This is a genomic window from Dactylosporangium thailandense, assembly GCF_059739745.1.
The window spans coordinates 4,934,395-4,955,520 of record NZ_AP029195.1 but is presented as its reverse complement, the minus strand read 5'-3'; the positions used below and the strand labels follow the sequence as shown (position 1 = coordinate 4,955,520).

The 21,126-nt window shown below is 72.7% G+C and carries 11 protein-coding genes; 3 read left to right on the top strand and 8 right to left on the bottom strand.

The window, feature by feature from the left end:
- The first annotated feature begins 213 nt into the window (after nucleotides 1-213).
- Entirely contained in the window at nucleotides 214-465 is a 252-nt protein-coding gene (locus AC6JBM_RS21435; protein ID WP_497985350.1) for a hypothetical protein, read from the top strand.
- 683 nt (nucleotides 466-1,148) lie between these two features.
- Here the strand turns inward: AC6JBM_RS21435 and AC6JBM_RS21430 are convergent.
- The 3 genes from AC6JBM_RS21430 to AC6JBM_RS21420 all read right to left on the bottom strand — a co-directional run bounded on the left by AC6JBM_RS21430 (nucleotide 1,149) and on the right by AC6JBM_RS21420 (nucleotide 5,586).
- The gene (locus AC6JBM_RS21430; protein WP_497985349.1) at nucleotides 1,149-3,143 is read right to left on the bottom strand and encodes an ABC transporter permease; all 1,995 of its coding nucleotides are present in this window, start codon (nucleotides 3,141-3,143) and stop codon (nucleotides 1,149-1,151) included.
- Nucleotides 3,140-4,570, bottom strand: a complete 1,431-nt coding sequence (locus AC6JBM_RS21425; RefSeq protein WP_497985348.1) for an extracellular solute-binding protein — start codon at nucleotides 4,568-4,570, stop codon at nucleotides 3,140-3,142. The genes AC6JBM_RS21430 and AC6JBM_RS21425 overlap by 4 nt, the downstream gene beginning before the upstream one ends.
- A 245-nt stretch (nucleotides 4,571-4,815) precedes the next feature.
- Nucleotides 4,816-5,586 carry an IclR family transcriptional regulator gene (locus AC6JBM_RS21420; RefSeq protein WP_497985347.1) on the bottom strand — a complete coding sequence of 257 codons (771 nt, stop codon included), beginning with the start codon at nucleotides 5,584-5,586 and terminating at the stop codon, nucleotides 4,816-4,818.
- A 403-nt stretch (nucleotides 5,587-5,989) separates the two neighbouring features.
- On the opposite strand from AC6JBM_RS21420, the gene AC6JBM_RS21415 reads away from it, so the two are divergent.
- Both AC6JBM_RS21415 and AC6JBM_RS21410 read left to right on the top strand, forming a co-directional pair.
- Nucleotides 5,990-7,081 carry a cellulose binding domain-containing protein gene (locus AC6JBM_RS21415; protein WP_497985346.1) on the top strand — a complete coding sequence of 364 codons (1,092 nt, stop codon included), beginning with the start codon at nucleotides 5,990-5,992 and terminating at the stop codon, nucleotides 7,079-7,081.
- A 17-nt stretch (nucleotides 7,082-7,098) separates the two neighbouring features.
- Nucleotides 7,099-8,436, top strand: a complete 1,338-nt coding sequence (locus AC6JBM_RS21410; RefSeq protein ID WP_497985345.1) for an extracellular catalytic domain type 1 short-chain-length polyhydroxyalkanoate depolymerase — start codon at nucleotides 7,099-7,101, stop codon at nucleotides 8,434-8,436.
- Nucleotides 8,437-8,559: 123 nt separating this feature from the next.
- Here AC6JBM_RS21410 and AC6JBM_RS21405 read toward each other — a convergent pair whose 3' ends face one another.
- The 5 genes from AC6JBM_RS21405 to AC6JBM_RS21385 are packed head-to-tail and all read right to left on the bottom strand — an operon-like array spanning nucleotide 8,560 to nucleotide 21,097.
- Nucleotides 8,560-11,865, bottom strand: a complete 3,306-nt coding sequence (locus AC6JBM_RS21405) for an amino acid adenylation domain-containing protein (protein WP_497985344.1) — start codon at nucleotides 11,863-11,865, stop codon at nucleotides 8,560-8,562.
- On the bottom strand, nucleotides 11,862-13,151 hold the full coding sequence (locus AC6JBM_RS21400; RefSeq protein ID WP_497985343.1) for an MFS transporter: 1,290 nt from the start codon (nucleotides 13,149-13,151) through the stop codon (nucleotides 11,862-11,864). Before AC6JBM_RS21400 ends, AC6JBM_RS21405 begins: the two co-directional genes overlap by 4 nt.
- Nucleotides 13,144-20,229 carry an amino acid adenylation domain-containing protein gene (locus AC6JBM_RS21395; protein WP_497985342.1) on the bottom strand — a complete coding sequence of 2,362 codons (7,086 nt, stop codon included), beginning with the start codon at nucleotides 20,227-20,229 and terminating at the stop codon, nucleotides 13,144-13,146. The genes AC6JBM_RS21400 and AC6JBM_RS21395 overlap by 8 nt, the downstream gene beginning before the upstream one ends.
- Complete coding sequence (locus tag AC6JBM_RS21390) at nucleotides 20,226-20,429, bottom strand: MbtH family protein (protein WP_497985341.1); 204 nt, start codon at nucleotides 20,427-20,429, stop codon at nucleotides 20,226-20,228. The genes AC6JBM_RS21395 and AC6JBM_RS21390 overlap by 4 nt, the downstream gene beginning before the upstream one ends.
- Nucleotides 20,430-20,473: 44 nt before the next feature.
- Nucleotides 20,474-21,097 (bottom strand): LysE family translocator, encoded by a 624-nt coding sequence (locus tag AC6JBM_RS21385; protein WP_497985340.1) that lies wholly within the window; start codon nucleotides 21,095-21,097, stop codon nucleotides 20,474-20,476.
- Nucleotides 21,098-21,126 lie beyond the last annotated feature (29 nt).

Below are 21,126 nucleotides of genomic sequence, written 5' to 3'. Positions count from 1 at the left end.
CCGTTGCGACGCGCCACCTGCCCGGTCGTGGCAGTGTCCGGACGCCTGACGCCGAACGTCGAGGATCCCGGTGGCTCCGCTCGGTCGGCTGGCTCCGGTCCGCCGATGTACCGTGAAGGTGTGCCGCCCACCGGACAGCTGTGCAGGTGCTGTGATGGGGCGTCCATTGTAGACGGTGGGCCGGTGCCGCGATCCGCCGAAGGGACACGGGCCATGATCGTCGATCCTCCAACGTGCTTGTTGTATCTGCTCACCGTTGGCCGGGACAAGGAACTCGTGCTGCGTGTGCACGGGACCGATCTCTCGCTGGAGCAGCTCACAGCGTGGATGGCCGAGGAGTCCGTGCACCCGCTGACGGTGTCGCGGTTCGGTGACGAGCAGACCTCGACGCTGCTGCTGAACTTCCGGCACGTGGTCGGCGCGCGGCTCGCGCCGTACAGCGATACGCGAACTGGCTCGTTCTGACCCGCTCGGCCACGCGCTACGGTGAGTAGCGTTGACCTGGCTCGATCGATACTCCGGGTTGGCGGCGGCGGATCGTCGTCTCGATGGTGTTCGCACCGAATGACCAGCGCCGGGTAAGCCATCTGCGCTCGCCGGTCGGCGCCGCACCCGCCATGAACGGTGGGTCATGCCAGGAATGCCCAGCCGCCGCTCCATCAACGCCGATCTGCGGCCCGCCGGCCGTGTCGCATGACCATTTCCTTCGGATTTCTCAGCACCTACCCGCCGGCCCAGTGCGGACTGGCGACGTTCACGGCATCGCTGCTGGAGCTGCGCACCACGTTCCCGACCCCTGCGGCCGCGCTCGACGGTGCATGGTGGCCGCGCAGCCGGGAAAGCGCCGGGCGAACTCGCTGCGCTCATCGGCGCGCTGGATGCCCGGCAGGCGCCGGTCAGGCTGCTCATGCTCAATCCCCAAGGCTGGCGCGGCCACGACGCCTTCGTGACCCGGACCCGGTGTGTGCTTCGTTCAGGGGCATGCGCAAGTCGTTCGGGTTCGCCGAGACCCAGCGCACGACCTGCGAGTCGGCGCCGCGGTAGAGGGCGCGGGACGGCGTGCGGCGGGCGCGGCCGAAGGTGGAGAACACGTGCACGGCCCGGCCGAGGGCTTCGACGCTCGGCCCATGGTGTTCCAGCGATCGACGTCAGCCCTTGACCGCGCCGGCGGTGAGCCCCTCGGTCAGATAGCGCTGCCCGAACGCGTACATGACGACGACGGGGATGCTGACGAGCAGCGACGCGGCGGCGAGCTGGCCCTGCGGCACCACGTCGCCGATGATCATCGACTGCATGCCGACGGGCAGCGTCTTGTACTCGTCCTTGGTGATGAACACGAGCGCGAACAGGAACTCGTTCCAGGCGTTGGTCAGGGTGAACATCGCGACCGCCAGCAGCCCCGGCCGGGCCAGGGGCAGCACGACGCGGCGCAGCGCCTGGATGCGGGTGCAGCCGTCGACCAGCGCGGCCTCCTCCAGCTCGACCGGGATCGACGAGAAGTAGCCGGTCAGCAACCATGTGGCGAACGGCAGCGTGAACGTCGGATACGTGACCACCAGGGACCACAGCGAGTCGGTCAGCCGCATCCGGATCAGCAACTGGTACAGCGGGATGAACAGCAACGCCCCGGGCATCACGTAGGTGAGCAGCACCGTCACGGTGAACCCTTGCGCGCCGCGGAACCGCAGCCGGGCCAGCGCATACCCGGCCAGGGCGGCACAGACCAGCGCCACCGCGGTGGAGGCCAGGGACACGAGCACCGTGTTGAGGTACCAGCGTCCGAACGGCTTCGTGGTGAACAGGTCGCCGAACTGCTCCAGGGTCCACGGCGTCGGCCACAGGTCGTGCACCCGCATGACGATCTGGCCCTCGGACTTGAAAGCGGTGACCGCGATCCAGTACAGCGGGGCCAGCACGAACACCAGCAACGCGGCCAGCGCCAGACCGGACCCCAGCCGCGAGACCACGGCCGAGGCCCGGCGCCGGCCCCCGGCCTGCAACGCCGAGGTCACCCGGCCGACCCCCGCCGCGATCAGCGCGATCACGCCCAGCACCACCGCGGCCTTCCAGAAGATGTCCGGCGACGCCCAGGCCAGCAGGCCCGTGACGACCGCCGCCACGACCCACGGCACCGCCTTCCGCACGGGCGTGGGCCGCCCGCGGGGCTCGGCGTCGGCGTCCCGGCGCAGCAACCGAACCAGGAAGAACACCAGCGCGCCGATGACCGGCAGCATCACCAGCGTCACCGCCGCGCCCGCCCCGTACTGCAGCTGCAGGATCGCCTTCGAGTAGGCCACCAGCACGTACGGGGCGGTCGCGTCGCCCGGGCCGCCCTGGGTCAGCAGCCAGATCAGGTCGAAGTTGTTGAACGTCCAGATCGACGACAGCGTCACCGTCACCGTGATCACGTGGCGTAGGCCGGGCAGTGTCACGTGCGCGAACCGCTGCCATGCCGAGGCGCCGTCGACGGTCGCCGCCTCGTAGCGGTCGGCCGGGATGGCCTTGAGTCCGGCCAGGAACGCGATGGTGAAGAACGGCACGCCCTTCCACACGTTGACGAGGATCACCGACGGCATCGCCAGGGCCGGATCGGATAGCCATCCGGCGGGCCACTCGTCGATCAGGTGCACCGCGGCCAGCAGCGGGCCGATCCCGGAGTCGGTGAGCAGGATGTTGACGCTGCCGAAGATCGGGTCGAGCAGGGAGCGCCAGCTGAACGCCGTCACCACGGTCGGCACGACCCACGGGAGCAAGAGCAGGCCGGCCAGTACCGCCCGCCCGCGCCGCCGATGGTGCAGCAGCAGGGCCGCGGCCAGGCCGAGCACGACCTTGAACACCTCGGCGTACGCGGTGAAGACGAAGGAGTTGGTCACGCCGGTGCGGAACTGCTCGTCGCCGGCGAGGGCGAGGTAGTTGTCCAGGCCGACGAAGACGTTGCCCGGGCCGTGCCGTTCGGTGGTGCTCGTGACGATCGAACGGGCGATCGGCACGAGCACGAGCGCGCCGACCAGGACCGCCGTCGGCGCGAGGAACAGCGCCGCCAGCCGCCAGTCGCGGCCGAGGCGCCGCTGGGCCGCGGTGAGGGAGCCGGGCCCCGGCGGCGCGGCCGGCCGGCGCGCCGGTGCGGTCCGGACCGTGGTCACTGCGTCAGGCCCTGCTGGTTGAAAATCTGCACCATCTTCGTGTGCGCGGCCTGCACCGCCTGGGCCGGCGCGGTGCCCTGGATGACCTGCTGCATCATGTCCGTCAGCACGTACGCGCTGACGACCGCCTGCTGCCCGGCACTGGCCTTCTGCGGGAAGTTCAGGCCGTTCTTCGTGGACAGTGGCAGTGTCTGCTGGGTGATCTTGCGCATGATCGGGAACGCCGGGTCACCGCTGGTGAAGAAGGGGTCGGCGTCCCAGACCTTCTCCCAGGCGGGCAGCGCGAGGCCGGGCGCCTCCTTCGCCACGCCGAGCAGGGCCGGGGCGCTGACCAGGTACTGGGCCAGGAGCTTGGCCAGGGCGGTGTTCTTGGCCCCCTTGAACACGACGAACCCCTGGGACTGGCCGAGCAGCAGCGGCTTGTCGGTGGCCGGGCCGGTGCAGTCGGCGAAGACGTGGGTGTTGTCGTAGACGGGATTCTTCTTCGTCTTGGAGTCGGCGTAGACGCTGAACTGGTTGCGGGTGTAGCCGAGGATGCCGGCCAGCCAGTTCTCGTTGTTGCTGGAGTCGGTCCAGGCGGCCACCCCGGGCGGCAGCATCGGCTTGTACTTCGGGTTGGTGTAGATGTCGCCCAGGAATGCCACCGCCTGCACGGTCTCGGGGGAGTTGAACGTGACCTTCCGGCCGTCGTTGGAGGCGATCGACCCGCCGTACGCGTTGATCAGCGCCTCGATCATGCCGTTGGCGTCCCCGGACCGGTTCACCGTCATGCCCCAGCCGAACCGGCGCTTGCCCGGGTCGGAGATCGCCAGGCACAGGTCCCGCAGCTCCTCCCAGCTGTACACCTCCTTGGGGGAGATGCCCTTGTCCCGCATCCAGTCCTTGCGCAGGAACGACCCGATGCCGATGAAGTGGTACGGAATGGCGAACCATTTGCCGTCGAAGACGCAGAAGTTCTTGGACTCCGCGGTGGGCTCGCCATAGGTGGCGGTCAGGGCCCGCACGACGTCCGACACGTCCTCGAGGTCGCCCAGCGCCTGGAACTGGGCGACGAACCGCGAGTCGGTCATGAACGCCAGGTCGCGGGCCGTGCCCCCCTTCACCTCGGCGTCGATCTTGGCCACCACGTCGCCGGCGTCGGCCTGGACCAGGCTGTTGCCGATCGTCGTGCCGGTGGCGTCGGCGAACTTCTTGATCGAGCTGTTCAGGGCCGCGTTCGCCGCCTCCGAGTACAACTTCTGCGACAGCATGCCCATCGACGTGCCCTTCAGCGACACCGCCGCGTCGAGCAGTTCCTTCGGCACCTCGGCCGGCGCCTGTGGGGCCGGTGTCGTGCTGCCGCCGCACGCGGCCAGGCCGGCCGCGCCGAGCACGCCCGCCCCCATTGCCAGAAAGCTGCGCCGGGTCCACAGCGGATGGTCTTCCATGGCCGTTCGCCTCCTCCGCGTTTCGAAACTCTCGGGGCATTTTCGATATGTTTCGGATGTGTGCCGAACGGTACGGCGATGCAATGTCGGCGGTCAATACCCGAATTCACTCGGCGTATCAATGAATGCGTTTATCGCAGAAGGCATTGGCGCATGCGCCGCGGCGATGCGCTGTTCGAAATTTCGAACACGGTTCGATATTTCGGTCCAAGTGCTGGCGACCATAGAGGACCGAGTAAGCACTGTCAATGTGCGCGCCGGTCGCGGTACCCGAGCCGGGCCGACAGCTCCGCGGCCCCGTCCCGCACCAGCCGCGTCCAGTCCGCGTGCGTCGCGGGCGTCCAGCGCATGATCGGCGCGGAGATGCTCATCGCGGCGACGGTCGCACCCGTGCGGTCGCGGACCGGCGCGCCCACGCAGCGCACCGCGCCGTCGGACTCGCCGTTGTCGACCGCCACGCCCGCGGCCCGGATCTCGTCGAGCGCGGCCCGCAGCCGCCGCGGGTCGGTGATGCTGTCCGGGGTCATGCCGATCAGCTGGGCCGGCAGCCGGGCGTCGAGCTCGGCCGGGTCGAGGCTCGACAGCAGCATCTTGCCCACCGCCGTGCAGTGCGCCGGCAGCCTCCGGCCGACTGCGGACACCATCCGGACGGGATGGGTGCTGTCGGCCTTCACCAGGTAGATCACGTCGGCACCGTCGAGCACCGCGGCGTGCACGGCCTCGTGCGAGGCGGCGGCGACGCTCTGGGCCACCTCCTGCGCCTCCCGCACGAGGTCCAGCCGCTCGGCGAACGCCGCGCCGAGCTGGAACGGCGGCATCCCGAGCCGGTAGCGGACCGGCTGGCCCGGCACGGAGACCAGGTAGGAGCGGGCGACGAGCGTGACGAGCAGCTCGTGGACGGTGGTGCGCGGCAGGCCGAGGCGCTCGGTGATCTCGCGGGCCGAGAGCTCGGGGTGATCCAGGAACAGTTCGAGAATGTCGAGGGCGCGGGTGACCGCCGGTACCACGCGGGGCATGTGGTTGTCCTTTCGCAGCGCTTGCGTCCGGATATTGTCGTCGGCCGCAGGCTTGGGTGGCGCGGCCCGATGACACCTTGTCCCTGACGGCGGGTGAAGAGGCCGGAGTTCGTTGAGCCCGCTGGGTGACCGCGTGGTCGACGCGGCAGCTGGCAGCGGCCTGTTCTTCGGGCAGATTCGAATAGTGGTTGTGGGAGCCGTTCGGACGCCAGGGAATGACGTCGCTGCAAAAGTGTTATGAGTTGTGGGTCGCGGAAGTCACGCTTCAGAATTTTGGAAAGTTTCATTCAATGGCGCCTGATTACGACTGGCGGACGTGGATGCCGACTTGAACGAACTCTGCATTTCTGGCACCGTCGGCGCCGCGCTGTTAGCGCTAACATCATCGTCTTCTGGAGGGCGCATGAAGCCTCTACATCGACTGGTGACCGGGGTGGTGCTGGCCGCCGCGCTCGCGGCGGCCGCCACGATCCTGACGACCGGTCCCGTGGGCGCGGAGTCGAACGGGGGCGTGCGGGTCATGCCGCTCGGCGACTCGATCACCGAAGGCACGCAGGTGCCGGGCGGCTACCGGATCGGCCTGTGGCAGCGGGTGAACGCCGGCGGCTACCGAGTCGACTTCGTCGGCTCGCAGTTCAACGGTCCGGCCGCCCTCGGTGACCACGACCACGAGGGCCACCCCGGCTGGCGCATCGACCAGATCGACGCCAACATCGCCGGCTGGCTGCGCACCTCCAACCCGCACACGGTGCTGCTGCACATCGGCACCAACGACGTGCTGCAGAACTACAACCTCAGCGGCGCCCCCGGCCGGCTGTCGACGCTCATCGACCACATCACGGCCGGGGCGCCCACCGCCGAAGTGTTCGTCGCCACGATCATCCCGCTCGCCAACTCCGGCCAGGAAACGGCCGCCCGGACGTTCAACGCCGCGATCCCCGGCATCGTGCAGAGCAAGGCCGGCGCGGGCAAGCACGTCCACCTGGTCGACATGCACGCCGCCCTGACCGCGGCCGACCTCATCGACGGCATCCACCCCACCGTGGGCGGCTACGACAAGATGGCCGCCACCTGGTACACCGCGCTGCGCTCCGTGCCGGGCAGCATCGGTAGCACCGCAGGCTCGACTTCCTCGCCGTCCGCATCCGCATCCCCGTCCGCGTCCGCATCCCCGTCCGCGTCGAGCGGCGGCGGCAAGGCGTGCACCGCGACATATGCGGTCACGGGGCAGTGGCAGGGCGGGTTCCAGGCCGCGGTCACGGTGACCGCCGGGTCGGCGCCGATCACGTCGTGGACGGTCACGTGGCAGTTCGCGAGCGGCGAGTCGGTGTCGCAGGCGTGGAATGCGACGGTCACCGCGTCCGGCGCCGCGGTCACGGCCCGCAACGTCAGTTACAACGGCGTGCTCGGCGCCGCCGCGAGCACCCAGTTCGGCTTCCTCGGCACCGTCAGCGGCAGCCCCGGCGCGCCCGCCCTGCGCTGCACCGCCGCCTGAACACGAAGGACAGGTCCATGCGACGCATCTCCCGGCTCCTGCTCGCCGCGGCGGTAACACTCGCCGCCGGGCTCGCGGCCCTGCTGCTCCCCGGCTCACCCGCGCTCGCCGCCGGGATGACCCAGGTGACCGGCTTCGGCAACAACCCGACGAACCTCGGCATGTACCTCTACGTCCCGGCCCGGCTGGCGTCCCGCCCGGCGCTGCTGGTGCTGGTGCACTATTGCAGCGGCTCGGCGAGCGGCATCTTCAACGGCAATGGGCACGACTACGTGACCGCCGCCGACCGGTACGGGTACATCATCGTCCTGCCGGAGGCGACCCGCGACGGGCACTGCTTCGACGTGTCCACCCCGGCCGCGCTGAAGCGCAACGGCGGCGGCGACTCCACCGGCATCATGTCGATGGTCGCCTACGCCCGCTCGCACTACCCGATCGACGCGTCCCGGATCGTCGTCTCCGGCTTCTCCTCCGGCGCGATGATGACCAACGTCCTGGCCGCGCAGTACCCGGACGTGTTCGCCGCCGCGTCGGCGTTCTCCGGCGTCCCGGCCGGCTGCTTCGCGACCACCAACGGGTCGCTGTGGAACAGCCAATGCTCCGGCGGCACCATCAGCAAGACGGCACAGCAGTGGGGCGACCAGGCCCGGGCCATGTATCCGGGCTACACCGGCCGCTACCCGCGGATGCAGCTGTGGCACGGGACCACCGACACCACCCTCGCCTACCCGAACTTCGGCGAGGAGCTCAAACAGTGGACCAACCTCGACGGGCTGAGCCAGACCCCGGCGTTCACCGACCACCCGCAGTCGAGCTGGACCCGGACCCGGTACGGGAGCACGGGCACCCAGGCGACCGTCGAGGGGATCAGCATCGCCGGCGTCGGCCATCAGTTGCCCATGTCGGGGCAGCTCGCCTACGCCATCGCCTTCCTCGGACTCGACGGCGCGAGCAGCCCGCCGCCCTCGTCGCCACCGGTGTCGAGCCCGCCGGCGTCATCGCCGCCGGTCTCGTCGCCACCGCCGTCCGCAGGCACCGGGTCCTGCCGGATCGCCGACACCATCAGCGCCTGGAACAACGGACTGACCAGCACCATCACCATCACCAACACCGGCTCGACGACCATCAGCCACTGGTCGCTGGCCTTCACTCTCCCGAGCGGACAAGCCATCACCGGCGGCTGGAACGCCACCTACAGCCCGTCCAGCGGCCGGGTCACCGCCACCGACGCCGGCTACAACGCGGTCCTGGCGCCCGGCGCCTCCACGGACATCGGGTTCCAGGCCACCCACACCGGCAACACCGCCAAACCGTCCGGATTCACCCTCAACGGCTCCACCTGTACCACCGCGTAAGCCCGCATGGCCGGCGGCCCGGTCTCCTCGCCGTAGGGCGTTCGCGCGACCGGGCCACCTCAGCCCGCACATCGTCGCCGCACAGCGGCTCGCACACCTCCGGCCGAAAGCCGGGCCCAAACATCAGCCGGCCCCGCCCAGCAGCCGGTCCAGCTCCTCCTCGGACAGCTCCGCGATCTCGGCCTCGAGCGCCGCGACCTCGTCGTCGCCGAGCAGCCGGGACTGGGCCAGCTCGATCTCGCCGGCGAGGCGGCCCAGCTCCGGGTGCGTGAACAGCTGGCGGGGCTCGAGGGTCACCTGGAACGCGTCGCGGATGCGGGAGATGAGCTGGGTGACCTGCAGCGAGTTGCCGCCCAGGGCGAAGAAGCTGTCCCGGGCGCCGACGCGCCCTGCCTCCAGCCCGAGCAGCGACTGCCAGATCCCGGCGAGCCGGCGCTGCTTGTCGGTGTCCGGTGGGACGTACGGCGCCTCGGCGTCCGGTTCCGCGTCCGGCAGGCGTCCCGGATCGAGCTTGCCGGTGGGGGTGAGCGGCAGCCTGTCGAGCACGAGCAGCGCGGCCGGGATCATGTGCAGCGGCAGCCGCTCGGCGGCCAGCGCGCGTACCGCCTCCAGGTCGACACCGCCGGGCTCCGGCACCAGGTAGCCGATCAGCCGGGCCTGCGGGGTGCCGGGCTCCTTGACCACGACCGCCGTCTGCCGCACGCCCGGGTGGCCGGCGAGGACGTGCTCGATCTCGCCGAGCTCGACTCGCAGCCCGCGCAGCTTCACCTGCCGGTCGACGCGGCCGAGGAACTCCAGCTGCCCGGCCGCGTTCCAGCGGACCAGATCGCCGGTGGCGTACATCCGCTCGCCGGGGCCGGGCGCGAACGGGTCGGGCAGGAACTTGTCGGCGGTCAGGCCGGGCCGCCCGAGGTAGCCGTGGGCCAGCCCGGCGCCGGCCATGTGCAGCTCGCCGGCGACCCCGATCGGCACCGGCCGCAGCCCCCGGTCCAGCACGTAGGCGCGCTGCCCGGCCATCGCCTGGCCGATCGGCGGTGGCCCGTCCAGCGGCTCGTCCGGGCAGCGGTAATCCACACAGGTCACCGTGACCTCGGTCGGGCCGTACCCGTTGTGGAACTCACGGCCCGGCCGCGACCATCGGTTCACCAGCTCGGCGCCGAACGGCTCCATGCCGATGAACAGGATCCGCAGCGCGGTCAGCGGCTCCGGGTCGAGCAGCCCGAGCACCGGCGGCGGAATGTCCACGATGGACACCTGTTCGGCCGCGAGCAGCCGCTGCAGCGCGTCCGGGTCGAGCAGTTCGGCGCGGGGCGCGCCGACGATGGTCGCGCCGGCGGTGAGCGTCGAGAAGATGTCGGAGACGCTCACGTCGAAGGCCGGGTTCGAGAACTGCAGGATGCGGTCGTCCGGGGTGACGTTGAACAGCGTGCCGAACGCGGTGGTGAAGTTGACGATGGCACGGTGTGGCACCATGACGCCCTTCGGCCGGCCGGTGGAGCCCGACGTGTAGATGACGTAGGCGGTGTCCTCGGGCTCGACGACGATGGCGGGCGGGGTGTCCGGCCCGCCGTCGGCAACCCCTCCGTCGAGCAGCAGCCGGGGCATGTCCGCGGGCAGCCTGCCGGCCAGGTCGGCGGTGGTCACGACCACGGCCGCGGCGGCGTCGGCGAGCTGGAAGGCCAGCCGCTCCGCCGGGTACTGCGGATCCAGCGCCAGCCACGCCCCGCCGGCCTTGAGCACGCCCAGCTCGGCCACCGGCAGCCCGAACCCGCGCTCCAGCAGCACCGCCACGACGCGGCCACGAACATCGTGCTCGTCGGTGAGCCGGTGCGCGAGCCGGTTCGAGCGCCGATCCAGCTCGCCGTAGGTCAGGTCGCGGCCGGCGAAGCGCATGGCGACGCGGTCGGGTGCCTGCGCCACCCGGGCCGCGACGAGGCCGTGCAGCACCCGCCCGTCAGGGGCGCCCGGCGGCGGGTTCCAGCCGGTGAGGACCTGCGTACGCTCGGCCTCCGGCAACAGCTCCAAGGCGTCGACGGGAGTGCCGGGCGCGGCCGCCGCTCCGGCGAGCAACATGCCGAAGTGCGCCACCAGCCGTTCGATCCGGTCGGCGTCGTAGACCTCGGTGGAGTACTCGATCCACACGTCGAGTTCGCCGCCGGGCACGTCGGTGATCTGCACCGCCAGTTCGAACCGGCTCGTGCCGGGCCAGCGCGTCACCGCCTCCGTCTCCAGACCGGCGAACGCCGCTCGCGGCACCAGCGACGCCGGCAGAAGCGTGAGCACGTGCTGGACCAGCGGGTTGCGGCCCGGCAGCCGCTCCGGCCGCAGCCGCTCGACGACGGTGCCGAAGGGTACCTCCTGGTAGGCGATCGCCTCCAGCACGGCGTCGTGGGCCCGCTGCGCCACCTCGCGGAACGTCTGGTCGCCGTCGAGGCGGCCGCGTATCACCACGGTGTTGGCGAACATGCCGGCCATCGGTTCGAGCTCCGGGCGGGTGCGGCCCGCCATCACCGTGCCCAGCGCGATGTCGCGCTGACCGGTGTAGCGGGCCAGCGTCGCCTGAAAGCCGGCCAGGAGCACGGCCAGCAGCGAGACACCCTCGGTCCGGACCAGCGCCCGCACGCCGTCGGCGACGGCCCGCGGCAGCCGGGTCTGCAGCACGTTACCGGCGCCGGTCGGGCGGGCCGGATGCGGCCGATCCGTCGGCAGATCCAGCGTCTCCAGACCGTCGAGCGCGGCCCGCCAATGGCCGACCTGCCGCTCCGCCTCGTCGCCGGCGAGCCATCGTTGCTGCCACGCCGCGTGATCGGCGGGCTGGACGGCCAGGTCGGGCAGCACGACCGGGGACGAACCGCCGACGGCCGCGGTGTAGCGGGCCGCGACCTCGTCCACGAGCAGCCGCATCGACCAGCCGTCGGTGATGATGTGGTGCCACACGAGCAGCAGCACGTGGTCGTCGTCGGCGATCCGCAGCAGCGATGTGCGCAGCAGCGGCCCGCGCTCCAGGTCGAACGGGGCCCGCGCCCCCGCGTCGAGCCAGTCGGCGACGGCCGTCTGCGTCCCCTCGTGCACCGGCAGCGGCCACGTGTCCGGCGGCGGGTCGATCACCTGATACGGCACTCCGTGCTCGTCGCCGAAGCGGGTGCGCTGGCTCTCGTGGCGGGCGACGGTGGCGCGCAGTGCTTCGCGCAGGGCGGGCACGTCGATCTCGCCGCGCAGGCGCCAGGCCCGCGGCTCGTTGTACGTCGGCGTGCCGGGCGCGAGCCGGTCGAGGAACCACAGGAACCGCTGCTGCTCGGAGACGGCCAGCCGCCCCTCCCGCGGCACCGCGGTGATGCGGTCGCTCTCGGCTTGCCGGGCGAGGCTCCGGCGAGCCTTGAGGTCGAGCAGGGTGCGCCGGATCTCGGCGAGGTCCCCGGGGTCGCTCATCGCTGGTCTCCTGCTGCAGTGGCCGCCGGGGCGGCGGGGGCGGACTCGCGGTGCAACTCGGCGAGATCGCGCAGCCGCGGAATGGGGGAGCGCACGACGAACCAGATCGCGGCCAGGGTGCCGACGCCCCCGACGAGCATCGTGGCGCGCAGACCGAGCCACTCGCCCAGCGCGCCGCCGGCGATCGCGCCGATCGCCGCGGCGCCGGTGACGGCGAACCGGTAGCCGGCGTTGGTGCGGCCCAGCACGTCGGACGTGACGGCGGCCTGCCGGACGCTGATCGCCTGGATCGCGTAGATGGACAGCCCGGCTCCGTTGACGAACAGCGCCAGGCCCGCGATGCCGGCCGCGACGGCCGGGCCGCCGCCGGCGAACGGGATCAGCAGCGGCGCGAGGTTGGCCACGGCGATCGAGGCGATCAGCGTGCGGCCGAGTCCGTGGCGGCGGCTGAGCCGGGCGGCGACGGTGCTGCCGAGCAACGCGCCGACCCCCTCGGCGCTGAGCACGATGCCGATGGTGAGCGCGGACAGGTGCAGACTGCGGGACAGGAAGAGGATGAGCACCGCCCACAGCATCTGGTTGAACAGGTTGTAGGTGGCAGCCTCGGCCCCGAGCGCCCGGAGGTAGGTGTTCGACACCGCCAGCCGCACCCCACGGCCGATCTGGGTGAGCAGCGACGTCTGAGGCCCCGGGTCGGGTTCGGGTGCCGGTTCTTTTCGTCGTACCGTCAGCAGCGTCACCGCCGAGATCAGGTACGTGACCGCGTCCACCAGGATCGCGATGGGCGCCGTGAGCACCCCGACCAGGAGGCCGCCGAGCCCGGGTCCGGCCGCCTGGGCGAACGAGCGGCTGCCCTCGAGGCGGCTGTTGGCGTCGATGAGGTCGTCCTGGCCGACGAGCGAGGGCAGGTAGGACTGGTACGCGAGGTCGAACACCACCGTCAGCGTCGCGCCCACGAAGACGAGCACGCCCAGCAGCCCGATGTTCATCAGGTCCAGCGCGATCGTGAGCGGGATGACGCCGTAGACCACCGCCCGGCCCAGGTTCGCGGCGCGCAGCAGCGGCAGCCGCCGCACCCGGTCCACCCACACCCCGGCGAGCAGCGTGAAGAGCAGGAACGGGGCGGTCTGGGCGGCGTTCACGAAGCCCATCTGCAACGGCGTGGCGGACAGCGTGGTGACCGCCAGGAGGGGGATCGCGACGAGCGAGACCTGCGCACCCAGCAACGACAGGCTCTCGGCGGACCAGAACTTCACGAAGTCCGCGTCGCGCCACAACTTAGCCATGCAGGACTCCCTCCAGGATGCGGGCCACGGTGTCCACGTGCGGGGCGCGCAGCACCGCGTAGTGGTCGCCGCCCGTGACGTGGTGCTCGAATGCCGCCGGGGCGATGGCCCGCCAGCGCTCCGTGTCGTCGTCACGTTCGGCCGCGCTCAGATAGATCAGGCGGCCGTCGTACGGCTCCGGCCGGTGCGCCAGGAACGCCCGGGTGTTCGCCGCGAACGCCGCGAACTGCTCCTCGGTCGGCACCGCGTCGCCCAGGCCGGCCTCGGCCAGTTCCTCCGTGAACCAGGCCCGCAGCGTGGGCTCGTCCGGTTCCGGGGTGTCCCCGGGCAGGCCGGTGTCGATCAGCACCACGGGCGCCACCGCTTCGCCGTCCGCGCGCAGTAGCCGGGCGATCTCCACGGCCACTGTGCCGCCGAAGGACCAGCCGGCCAGGTGATACGGGCCGTGCGGCTGAACCCCGCGGATCGCCGCGACGTAGCCGGCGGCGAGCCCGGGCACCCCGCCGTCTCCGGCGTGACCCTGCAGCCCGTAGCAGGCCCGGTCGCCGGCGAGGAGCGCGGCCAGCGGCCGGTATGGTCCGGCCGTCCCGCCGACGGCGTGCACGAGGAACAGCGGCGGCCCGTCGCCGCCGGCTCGCAGCGGCACCAGCGGCGAGCCGTCGTCGAGGGCGTCGCCGCCGGCGTCGAGGCGGGCCGCCAGCCGCTCCAGCGTCGGGTTGGCGAACAGCTCCCGCGGGTGTAGCGCGACCCCGGTCGCCTCCCGGATGCGCCCGATGAGCTGAGCGGTCTGCAGCGAGTTGCCGCCGAGGTCGAAGAACGTGTCGCGGGCACCGATCCGCTCCGCGGGCCGGCCGAGGGTGGCCGCCCAGATCCCGGCCAGACGAAGCTGGGTGGCCCCGGTCGCCGGGGCGTGCCCGCCCCCGTCGGCGTCGTGCGGGTCGGGCAGCCGCCGCTGGTCGATCTTGCCGTTGCGGTCGCGGGGGAGCTCGGGCAGGATGACCAGCTGCCGCGGCACCAGGTGCGGCGGCAGCTGCCCGGCGAGCGTGTCGCGCAGTGCGGCCGGGTCGGGGCTCGCCCCCGGTTCGGGTACGGCGTAGGCGACGAGCCGCGCGTTCGGGGTGTCCGGCTCGCGGACCACCACGACCGCCTGCCGGATGCCGGGCCGGTCGGCGAGGGCGTGTTCGATCTCCCCCGGCTCGATGCGCAGGCCGCGGATCTGCACCTGCCGGTCGGCGCGGCCGAGGAAGTCGAGGGTGCCGTCGGCCCGCCAGCGGACCAGGTCGCCGGTGGCGTACATGCGGGCGCCCGGTTCGGCCGAGAACGGGTCTGGTCCGAAGCGGTCGGCGGTGAGCCCGGGCCGTGCGGCGTAGCCGTGGGCGAGCCCGGCGCCGCCGATGTACAGCTGGCCCGGCACGCCGATCGGCACCGGGTGCAGGCCGGGGTCGAGGACGTACACCAGTTGGTTGTCCAGCGGCCGGCCGATCGGCGGCCGCACGTCGTAGCGGCCGGGCGGGCACGGATGGTCGGTGCTGATGACGGTCGTCTCGGTCGGGCCGTAGCCGTTGTGGAACGAGCGCCCCGGTGCCGCCCACCGCTCGGGCAGCTCGGCCGGGCACGTCTCCCCGGCCACCATGACCAGGCGCAGGTCTCGCGGCACCGCCGGGTCCATCAGCCCCAGCAGCGCGGGGGGCACGTAGGTGACGGTGACCCGCTCGTCGCGCAGCAGCTCGCCGAGGGCGTCGGGGTCGCTCAGCGCGTCGCGCGGAACGCCGACGACGGTGGCCCCGCCGGCGAAGGCCGCGTAGAAGTCGAAGATCGACACGTCGAAGGCCGGATTGGCGACCTGCGCGACCCGGTCCCGCTCGGTGACGGCGTAGCGCGCCGCGATGCTCTGCGCGAACTGCACGGCGGCCCGGTGCGGGATCAGCACGCCCTTCGGGGTGCCGGTGGAGCCCGAGGTGTAGATGATGTAGGCCAGGTCCTCCGGCCGGACGTCGGCGGCCGGAGCCACGGCCGGGGCCGCCGCCAGCCGCGCGACGGTGGCCGGGTCGTCGAGGGCCAGCCGCGGCAGGTCCGGCGGGAGCAGCCCGGTCAGCCCCGTCGTGGTGACGGCGGCCGGGGCAGCGGCGTCGGCGAGCTGGAAGGCCAGGCGCGCCGCCGGGTTGCGTGGGTCGAGCGGCAGCCAGGCCGCGCCGGTCTTGAGCACGGCCGCCTGCGCGACCGGCTGGTCGAGGCCGCGGTCGAGCAGCACCCCGACGGTGTGTCCGGGGCCGACGCCGTGCTCGCCGGCCAGCACCTGCGCGAGCCGGTTCGCCCGCGCATCCAGCTCGCCGTAGGTGAGCTCCACACCCTCGTGACGCATCGCGGTGTGCCCGGGCCGGGAGGCCGCATGCGCGGCGGCCAGCTCGTGCAGCAGCCCGCCGGGACGGGCGACCAGCGCCGGGTTCCAGTCCCGCACGACGGTGCGCAGCTCGTCGGGGCCGAGCAGGGGCAGGGCGTCGATCGGCGTGTCCGGCGCCCGGGTCGCGGCGTCCAGCACGGTCGTGAGGTGCCCGGCGAGCCGCTCGATCCGGTCGGTGTCGAAGAGTTCGGTGGAGTACTCGATCGCCAGGTCCAGTTCGCCGGCGGGGCCGTCGGTCAGCGTGACGGTCAGGTCGAAGCGGGCCCCGTCGGTCCCGGCCGCGACGGGCTCTGCTGCGGCGGTGCCGAGCCGGATCCCGGCCGCGGCGACCTCGGCCGTCTGCAGGCTGAAGGCGACCTGGAACAGCGGGTTGCGGCCGGGTACCCGGTCCGGCTGGAGCACGTCGACGACGAGACCGAACGGCACGTCCTGGTGCGCGGTCGCGTCCAGCACCGTGTCGTGGCAGCGGCGGACCAGCTCGGCGAAGGTCGGCCGGCCGGCGGTGTTCGCCCGCAGCACCACGACGTTGGCGAAGTACCCGACCAGCGGCTCGAGCTCGGAGCGGGTCCGTCCGGAGAAGACCGAGCCGATGGCCAGGTCGTCCTGGCCGGTGTACCGCCGCAGCACGACCCCGAAGCCGGCCAGCGCGACGGCCAGGAACGTCGTTCCCTCGCGCCGCGCGACGCCGCGCAGGGCATCGCCGAGGCCGTCCGGCAGCCGCCGGCTCAGCTGCGCGCCGGCGCCGGTGGGCCGGGCCGGGCGGGGCCGGTCGGCCGGGAACGCCAGGTCGGGCAGGCCATCGAGGACGCGCCGCCAGTGGGCCAGCCGCTCCTCGAGCCGCTCGCCGATGCCGTGGCGCTGCCAGGCGGCGTGGTCGGCCGGCTGGAGCTCGATGGGATCGAGGGCGCGTCCGGCGTACAACCGGGACAGCTCGTCGGTGAGCACCGCGACGGACCAGCCGTCGGCGACGATGTGGTGCACGACGACGAGCAGCAGGTGGTCGCCGTCGGGGAGGCGCCCCAGAGCCGTGCGCAGCAGCGGTCCGGTGCGCAGGTCGAACGGGGCGCGGGCGCCGTCGGTCAGCCACCGCTCGGCGTCGGCGACCTCCCGCACCGGCAGCGGCCAGCTGGGCGGCGGCGGGTCGATGAGCTGGACGGGCCCGCCGTCGCGCTCCTCGAACCGGGTGCGTAGGCTCTCGTGCCGGGCGACCAGGGTGGTGAACGCGCGGCCGAGCGCCGCCGGGTCGAACGCGCCGCGGATGCGCAGAGCGACCGGCAGGTGGTACGTCGTGGCGGCCGGATCGAGTTGGTGCAGCAGCCACAGCCCCTCCTGCTGGTGCGAGACGGGCATTGGTCCGCCGCGCGGCGCGACCGGAATGCGATCGGGGGCCCGGCGGGCGTCGCGTGCCGCCCGTTTTTGGGCGAGCAGAGCCTCCAGCGAGGCGATCTCATCCTCCGCATCGTCGGCCTGCGTCAGCGAGTCGACCAGTGCGGCCTGCTGGTCCAGCCGCGCGGCGCCGAACAGCTGCCGCGGCTCGAGGCCGACCCCGAACGCGTCGCGAATCCGGGCGATGAGCTGAATCGACTGCATCGAGTTGCCGCCGAGTCCGAAGAACGTGTCCTCGGCGCCGAGCTGCTCCGCGCCGAGGCCGAGCAGCGTGGCCCACAGCCCGGCGAGCCGTCGTTCGGTGTCGGTCTGCGGCGCCCGGCGGGTCACGGCTTCGGCGGAGTCCACGGGCTCGGGCAGCCGCCGCTCGTCGACTTTGCCGGACGGGGTCAGCGGCAGCGTGTCGAGCGGGTGCAGGATGGCGGGCACCATGTGCAGCGGCAGCCGTTCGGCGAGGTGCTCGCGCAGCGCCGCGAGGTCGACCGGGCGATCCGGCGCAGCGACCACGTAGGCGGCGAGGTGGGCGTGGGCGGTGCCGCCGCGGCGGAGCGTCACGGCGCTCTGCCGGACGCCTGGGAAGCCGTTCACCGCGTGCTCGACCTCGCCGAGCTCGACGCGCAGCCCGCGCAGCTTCACCTGCCGGTCGGTGCGGCCGAGGAACTCCAGCTGCCCCTCCGCGTTCCAGCGGACGAGATCGCCGGTGGCGTACATGCGCTCGCCCGGCGCGTCGGCGAACGGGTCGGGGAGGAACTTGTCCGCGGTCAGGTCGGCCCGGCCGAGGTAGCCGTGGGCCAGCCCGGCGCCGGCCATGAAGAGCTCGCCGGGCACCCCGACCGGCACTGGGCGTAGCCGCGCGTCGAGCACGTAGGCGCGGTGGTTGGCCATGGCCCGGCCGATCGGGGGAGCGGCGGTGAGCGGCTCGTCGGGGCAGCGGTAGTCGGTGCAGGTGATGGTGACCTCGGTCGGCCCGTAGCCGTTGTGGAACTGCCGCCCGGGCCGGGCCCAGCGGTTGACGAGCTCGGCGCCGAACGGCTCCATGCCGATGAACAGCACCCGCAGGTCGGTGAGCGGCTCCGGGTCGAGCAGCCGCAGCACCGCGGGCGGGATGTCGCCGTAGGTGATGCGCTCCGCGCACAGCAGTGCCTGCAGCGCGTCCGGGTCGAACAGGACGGCCCGGGGCGCGCCGACGACGGTGGCGCCCGCGGTGAAGGTGGCGAAGAAGTCGGACACGCTCACGTCGAAGGTCGGGTTGGCCAGCTGCAGCACGCGGTCGCCGGGGCCGAGGCCGAAGAGCTCGACGAGGTTGCGGCAGAAGTGCACGGCGGCGCGATGCGGCACCAGCACGCCCTTGGGCCGGCCGGTGGAGCCCGAGGTGTAGATGACGTAGGCGGTGTCCTCGGGGTGGACGTCGACGTCGGGCGCGGTGACGGGCTGCTCGGCGCCGGCGCCGGCGCCGTCGTCCAGCAGGACGGTGGCCACGCCGCCGGGGAGCCGGTCGGCCAGGTCGCCCGTGGTGAGCACGAGCGTGACGCCTGCGTCGGCAAGCTGGAAGGCGAGCCGGTCCCGGGGGTACTGGGGGTCGAGCGGCACCCAGGCCCCGCCGCTCTTGAGCACCGCCAGCTGCGCGGCCGGCAGGTCGAAGCCGCGCTCCAGCAGGACACCGACGTGGCTGCGCGGCTTGACCCCGGCCGCGATGAGCGTGTGGGCGAGCCGGTTGGCCCGTGCGTCGAGGGCTCCGTAGGTGAGGTCGGCACCGGCGAAGCGCATCGCGGTGGCGCCCGGCGCCGCGGCGGCCCGCTCGGCGAAGACGGTGTGCAGCAGCGTGGCGCCGGGGCGCGCTACCGCCGCCGGATTCCACGCCCGCAGCACCTGCTCACGCTCGGCCGCGGTGAGCATCTCCACGTCGCCGATGTGCGCTCCGGGGTCGTCTGCCGCCCGCGCGAGCACGGTCGCCAGGTGCCCGACGAGCCGCTCGATCCGGTCCGCGTCGAAGAGCTCGGTGGAGTACTCCACCGTGAGGTCGAGCCCGTCGCCGGGCCGCTCCTCGGCGGCGACGGCGAGGTCGAAGCGGGCCCTGGCCGCCTCGCGGGGCAGCGTGCGGACGTCGGTGCCGGGCAGGACGAGCCCGGCCTCGGTGACGGCCTGGGCCTGCAGCGTGAAGCTGACCTGGAACAGTGGGTTGCGGCCGGGCACCCGTTCGGGTTGCAGCGCGTCGACGACGAGCCCGAACGGCACCTCCTGGTGCCCGGACGCGCCGAGCACCGTGTCGTGGCAGCGGCGCACCAGCTCGCGGAAGGTCGGATCGCCGGCCGCGTCGGTCCGCAGCACGAGGGTGTTGGCGAAGAATCCGACCAGCGGCTCGATCTCGGATCGGGTGCGCCCGGAGAAGACCGACCCGACGGCGATGTCGTCCTGGCCGGTGTACCGCTGCAGCACGGTCAGCAACCCGGCGAGCAGCACCGCGAGGAACGAGACGCCCTCGGCCGCGGCGAGGGTGCGCAGCCGTCCGGCGAGCCCGGCGGGCAGCGGCCTGGCCAGCAGCGCCCCGGCGCCGGTGGGCCGGGCGGGCCGCGGCCGGTCGGCCGGGAACTCCAGCGTCCCCAGATCCTCCAGCGTGCGTCGCCAGTAGCCGAGCTGCTCCTCGAGCCCGGCCCCGGACAGCCGGCGGCGCTGCCAGGCGGCGTGGTCGGCGGGCTGGATGTCCAGCGCGGGCAACGGATCCGAGGCGGCGCCGGTGGCCAGCAGCGCGGAGAGCTCGGCGCACAGGATGCCCAGCGACCAGCCGTCGGCGACGATGTGGTGCACCACCAGCAGCAGCACGTGGTCGCCGGGGCCGAGGACGGCCAGCTCGGTGCGCAGCAGCGGCGCGGTGGCCAGGTCGAACGGCCGGTCGGTGGTGGCGCGGATCCAGTCGTCGAGCCCCGCCTCCGGCACCGGGGTCACCGGCAGCGGCCACGCGACCGGCGGCGGCTCGACGACCTGCCGCCCGTCGGCGGTGAAGCGCGTGCGCAGGCTCTCGTGGCGGGCCACCAGCCGCCGCAGGGCGCCGCCCAGCGTCTCGGCCAGCGCGGCGGTGTCGTGCGGGCCGCGCAGGCGCAGTGCCAGCGGAATGTGGTACACCGCCGAAGCGGGGTCGAGCTGGTGCAGATACCACAGCCCTTCCTGCTGGAAGGAACTGTCCAGGGCGCCGCCGCGCGGGACCGGGGTGACCCGCTCCTGTTCCGCCCGGCGCTGTCGCAGCCGGAGCTCCAGCAGCGCCCGCCGTTTCTCGTCGAGGCTGAGCCCGGTCATCGGCGGACGCTCAGCGGCCGCAGGTCGGTCCACACCTGGGCGATGTGCGCGAGGCATTCGGCGCGGGTGCCCCGCACGCCGGTGTCCCGCCAGCCGGCGGGCACCGTCCGTCCGTCCGGCCATACCGAGTGCTGCTCCTCGTGGTTCACCACGACCGCGAAGACGGGCTCATCGGGGTGGCGCTCTGCTGTTTCGGACATGGCTGTGCTCCAAGCGTTGAAGGAATGCGTTGTGTCGCGGCACGTCAGACCACCAGCCGGACCGCGAGGGCGATGAAGACCGTGCCGGCGATGCGGTTGAGGATCGTGTCCGCGCCCCGGCGCCGCTGCAGCCAACGGCCGAGCCGGCCCGCGGTGATACCGATGACCGAGTCGACGAGCAGGCCCACGACCACGAAGGTCAGGCCGAGGACGAGCAGCTGCATCGAGGGGTGGCCGCGGCCGGCGTCGACGAACTGCGGCAGGAACGCAAGGTAGAACAGAATGATCTTCGGGTTGAGGATGTTGGTGACCGTCGCCCGCCACAGCACCCGCCGGGTGGCCACCGGGTCCGGGGCCGCGGGTGCGTCCGCGAGTTCGGAGCGGGTGCGCCATGCCTGGATCCCCATGTAGACCAGGTAGGCCGCACCGCCCCAGCGGATCACCTCGTAGGCCACCGGCGAGGCGGCCAGCACCGCGGCGAGTCCCAGCGTCACCGCCAGGGTGTGCACCAGCATCCCGACGGCCATGCCGACCGAGGCGACGATCCCGGCCAGCGGGCCCTGGCTCAGCGAGGTGGCGACGATGTAGAGCATGTCCGGGCCGGGCGTCACGCAGATGAGCAGGATCGCGAGCAGGAACACCAGGAACAGCGCGGGATTCACGGGCATACCGGCATCCTCGCATCGATGGGCCGCCC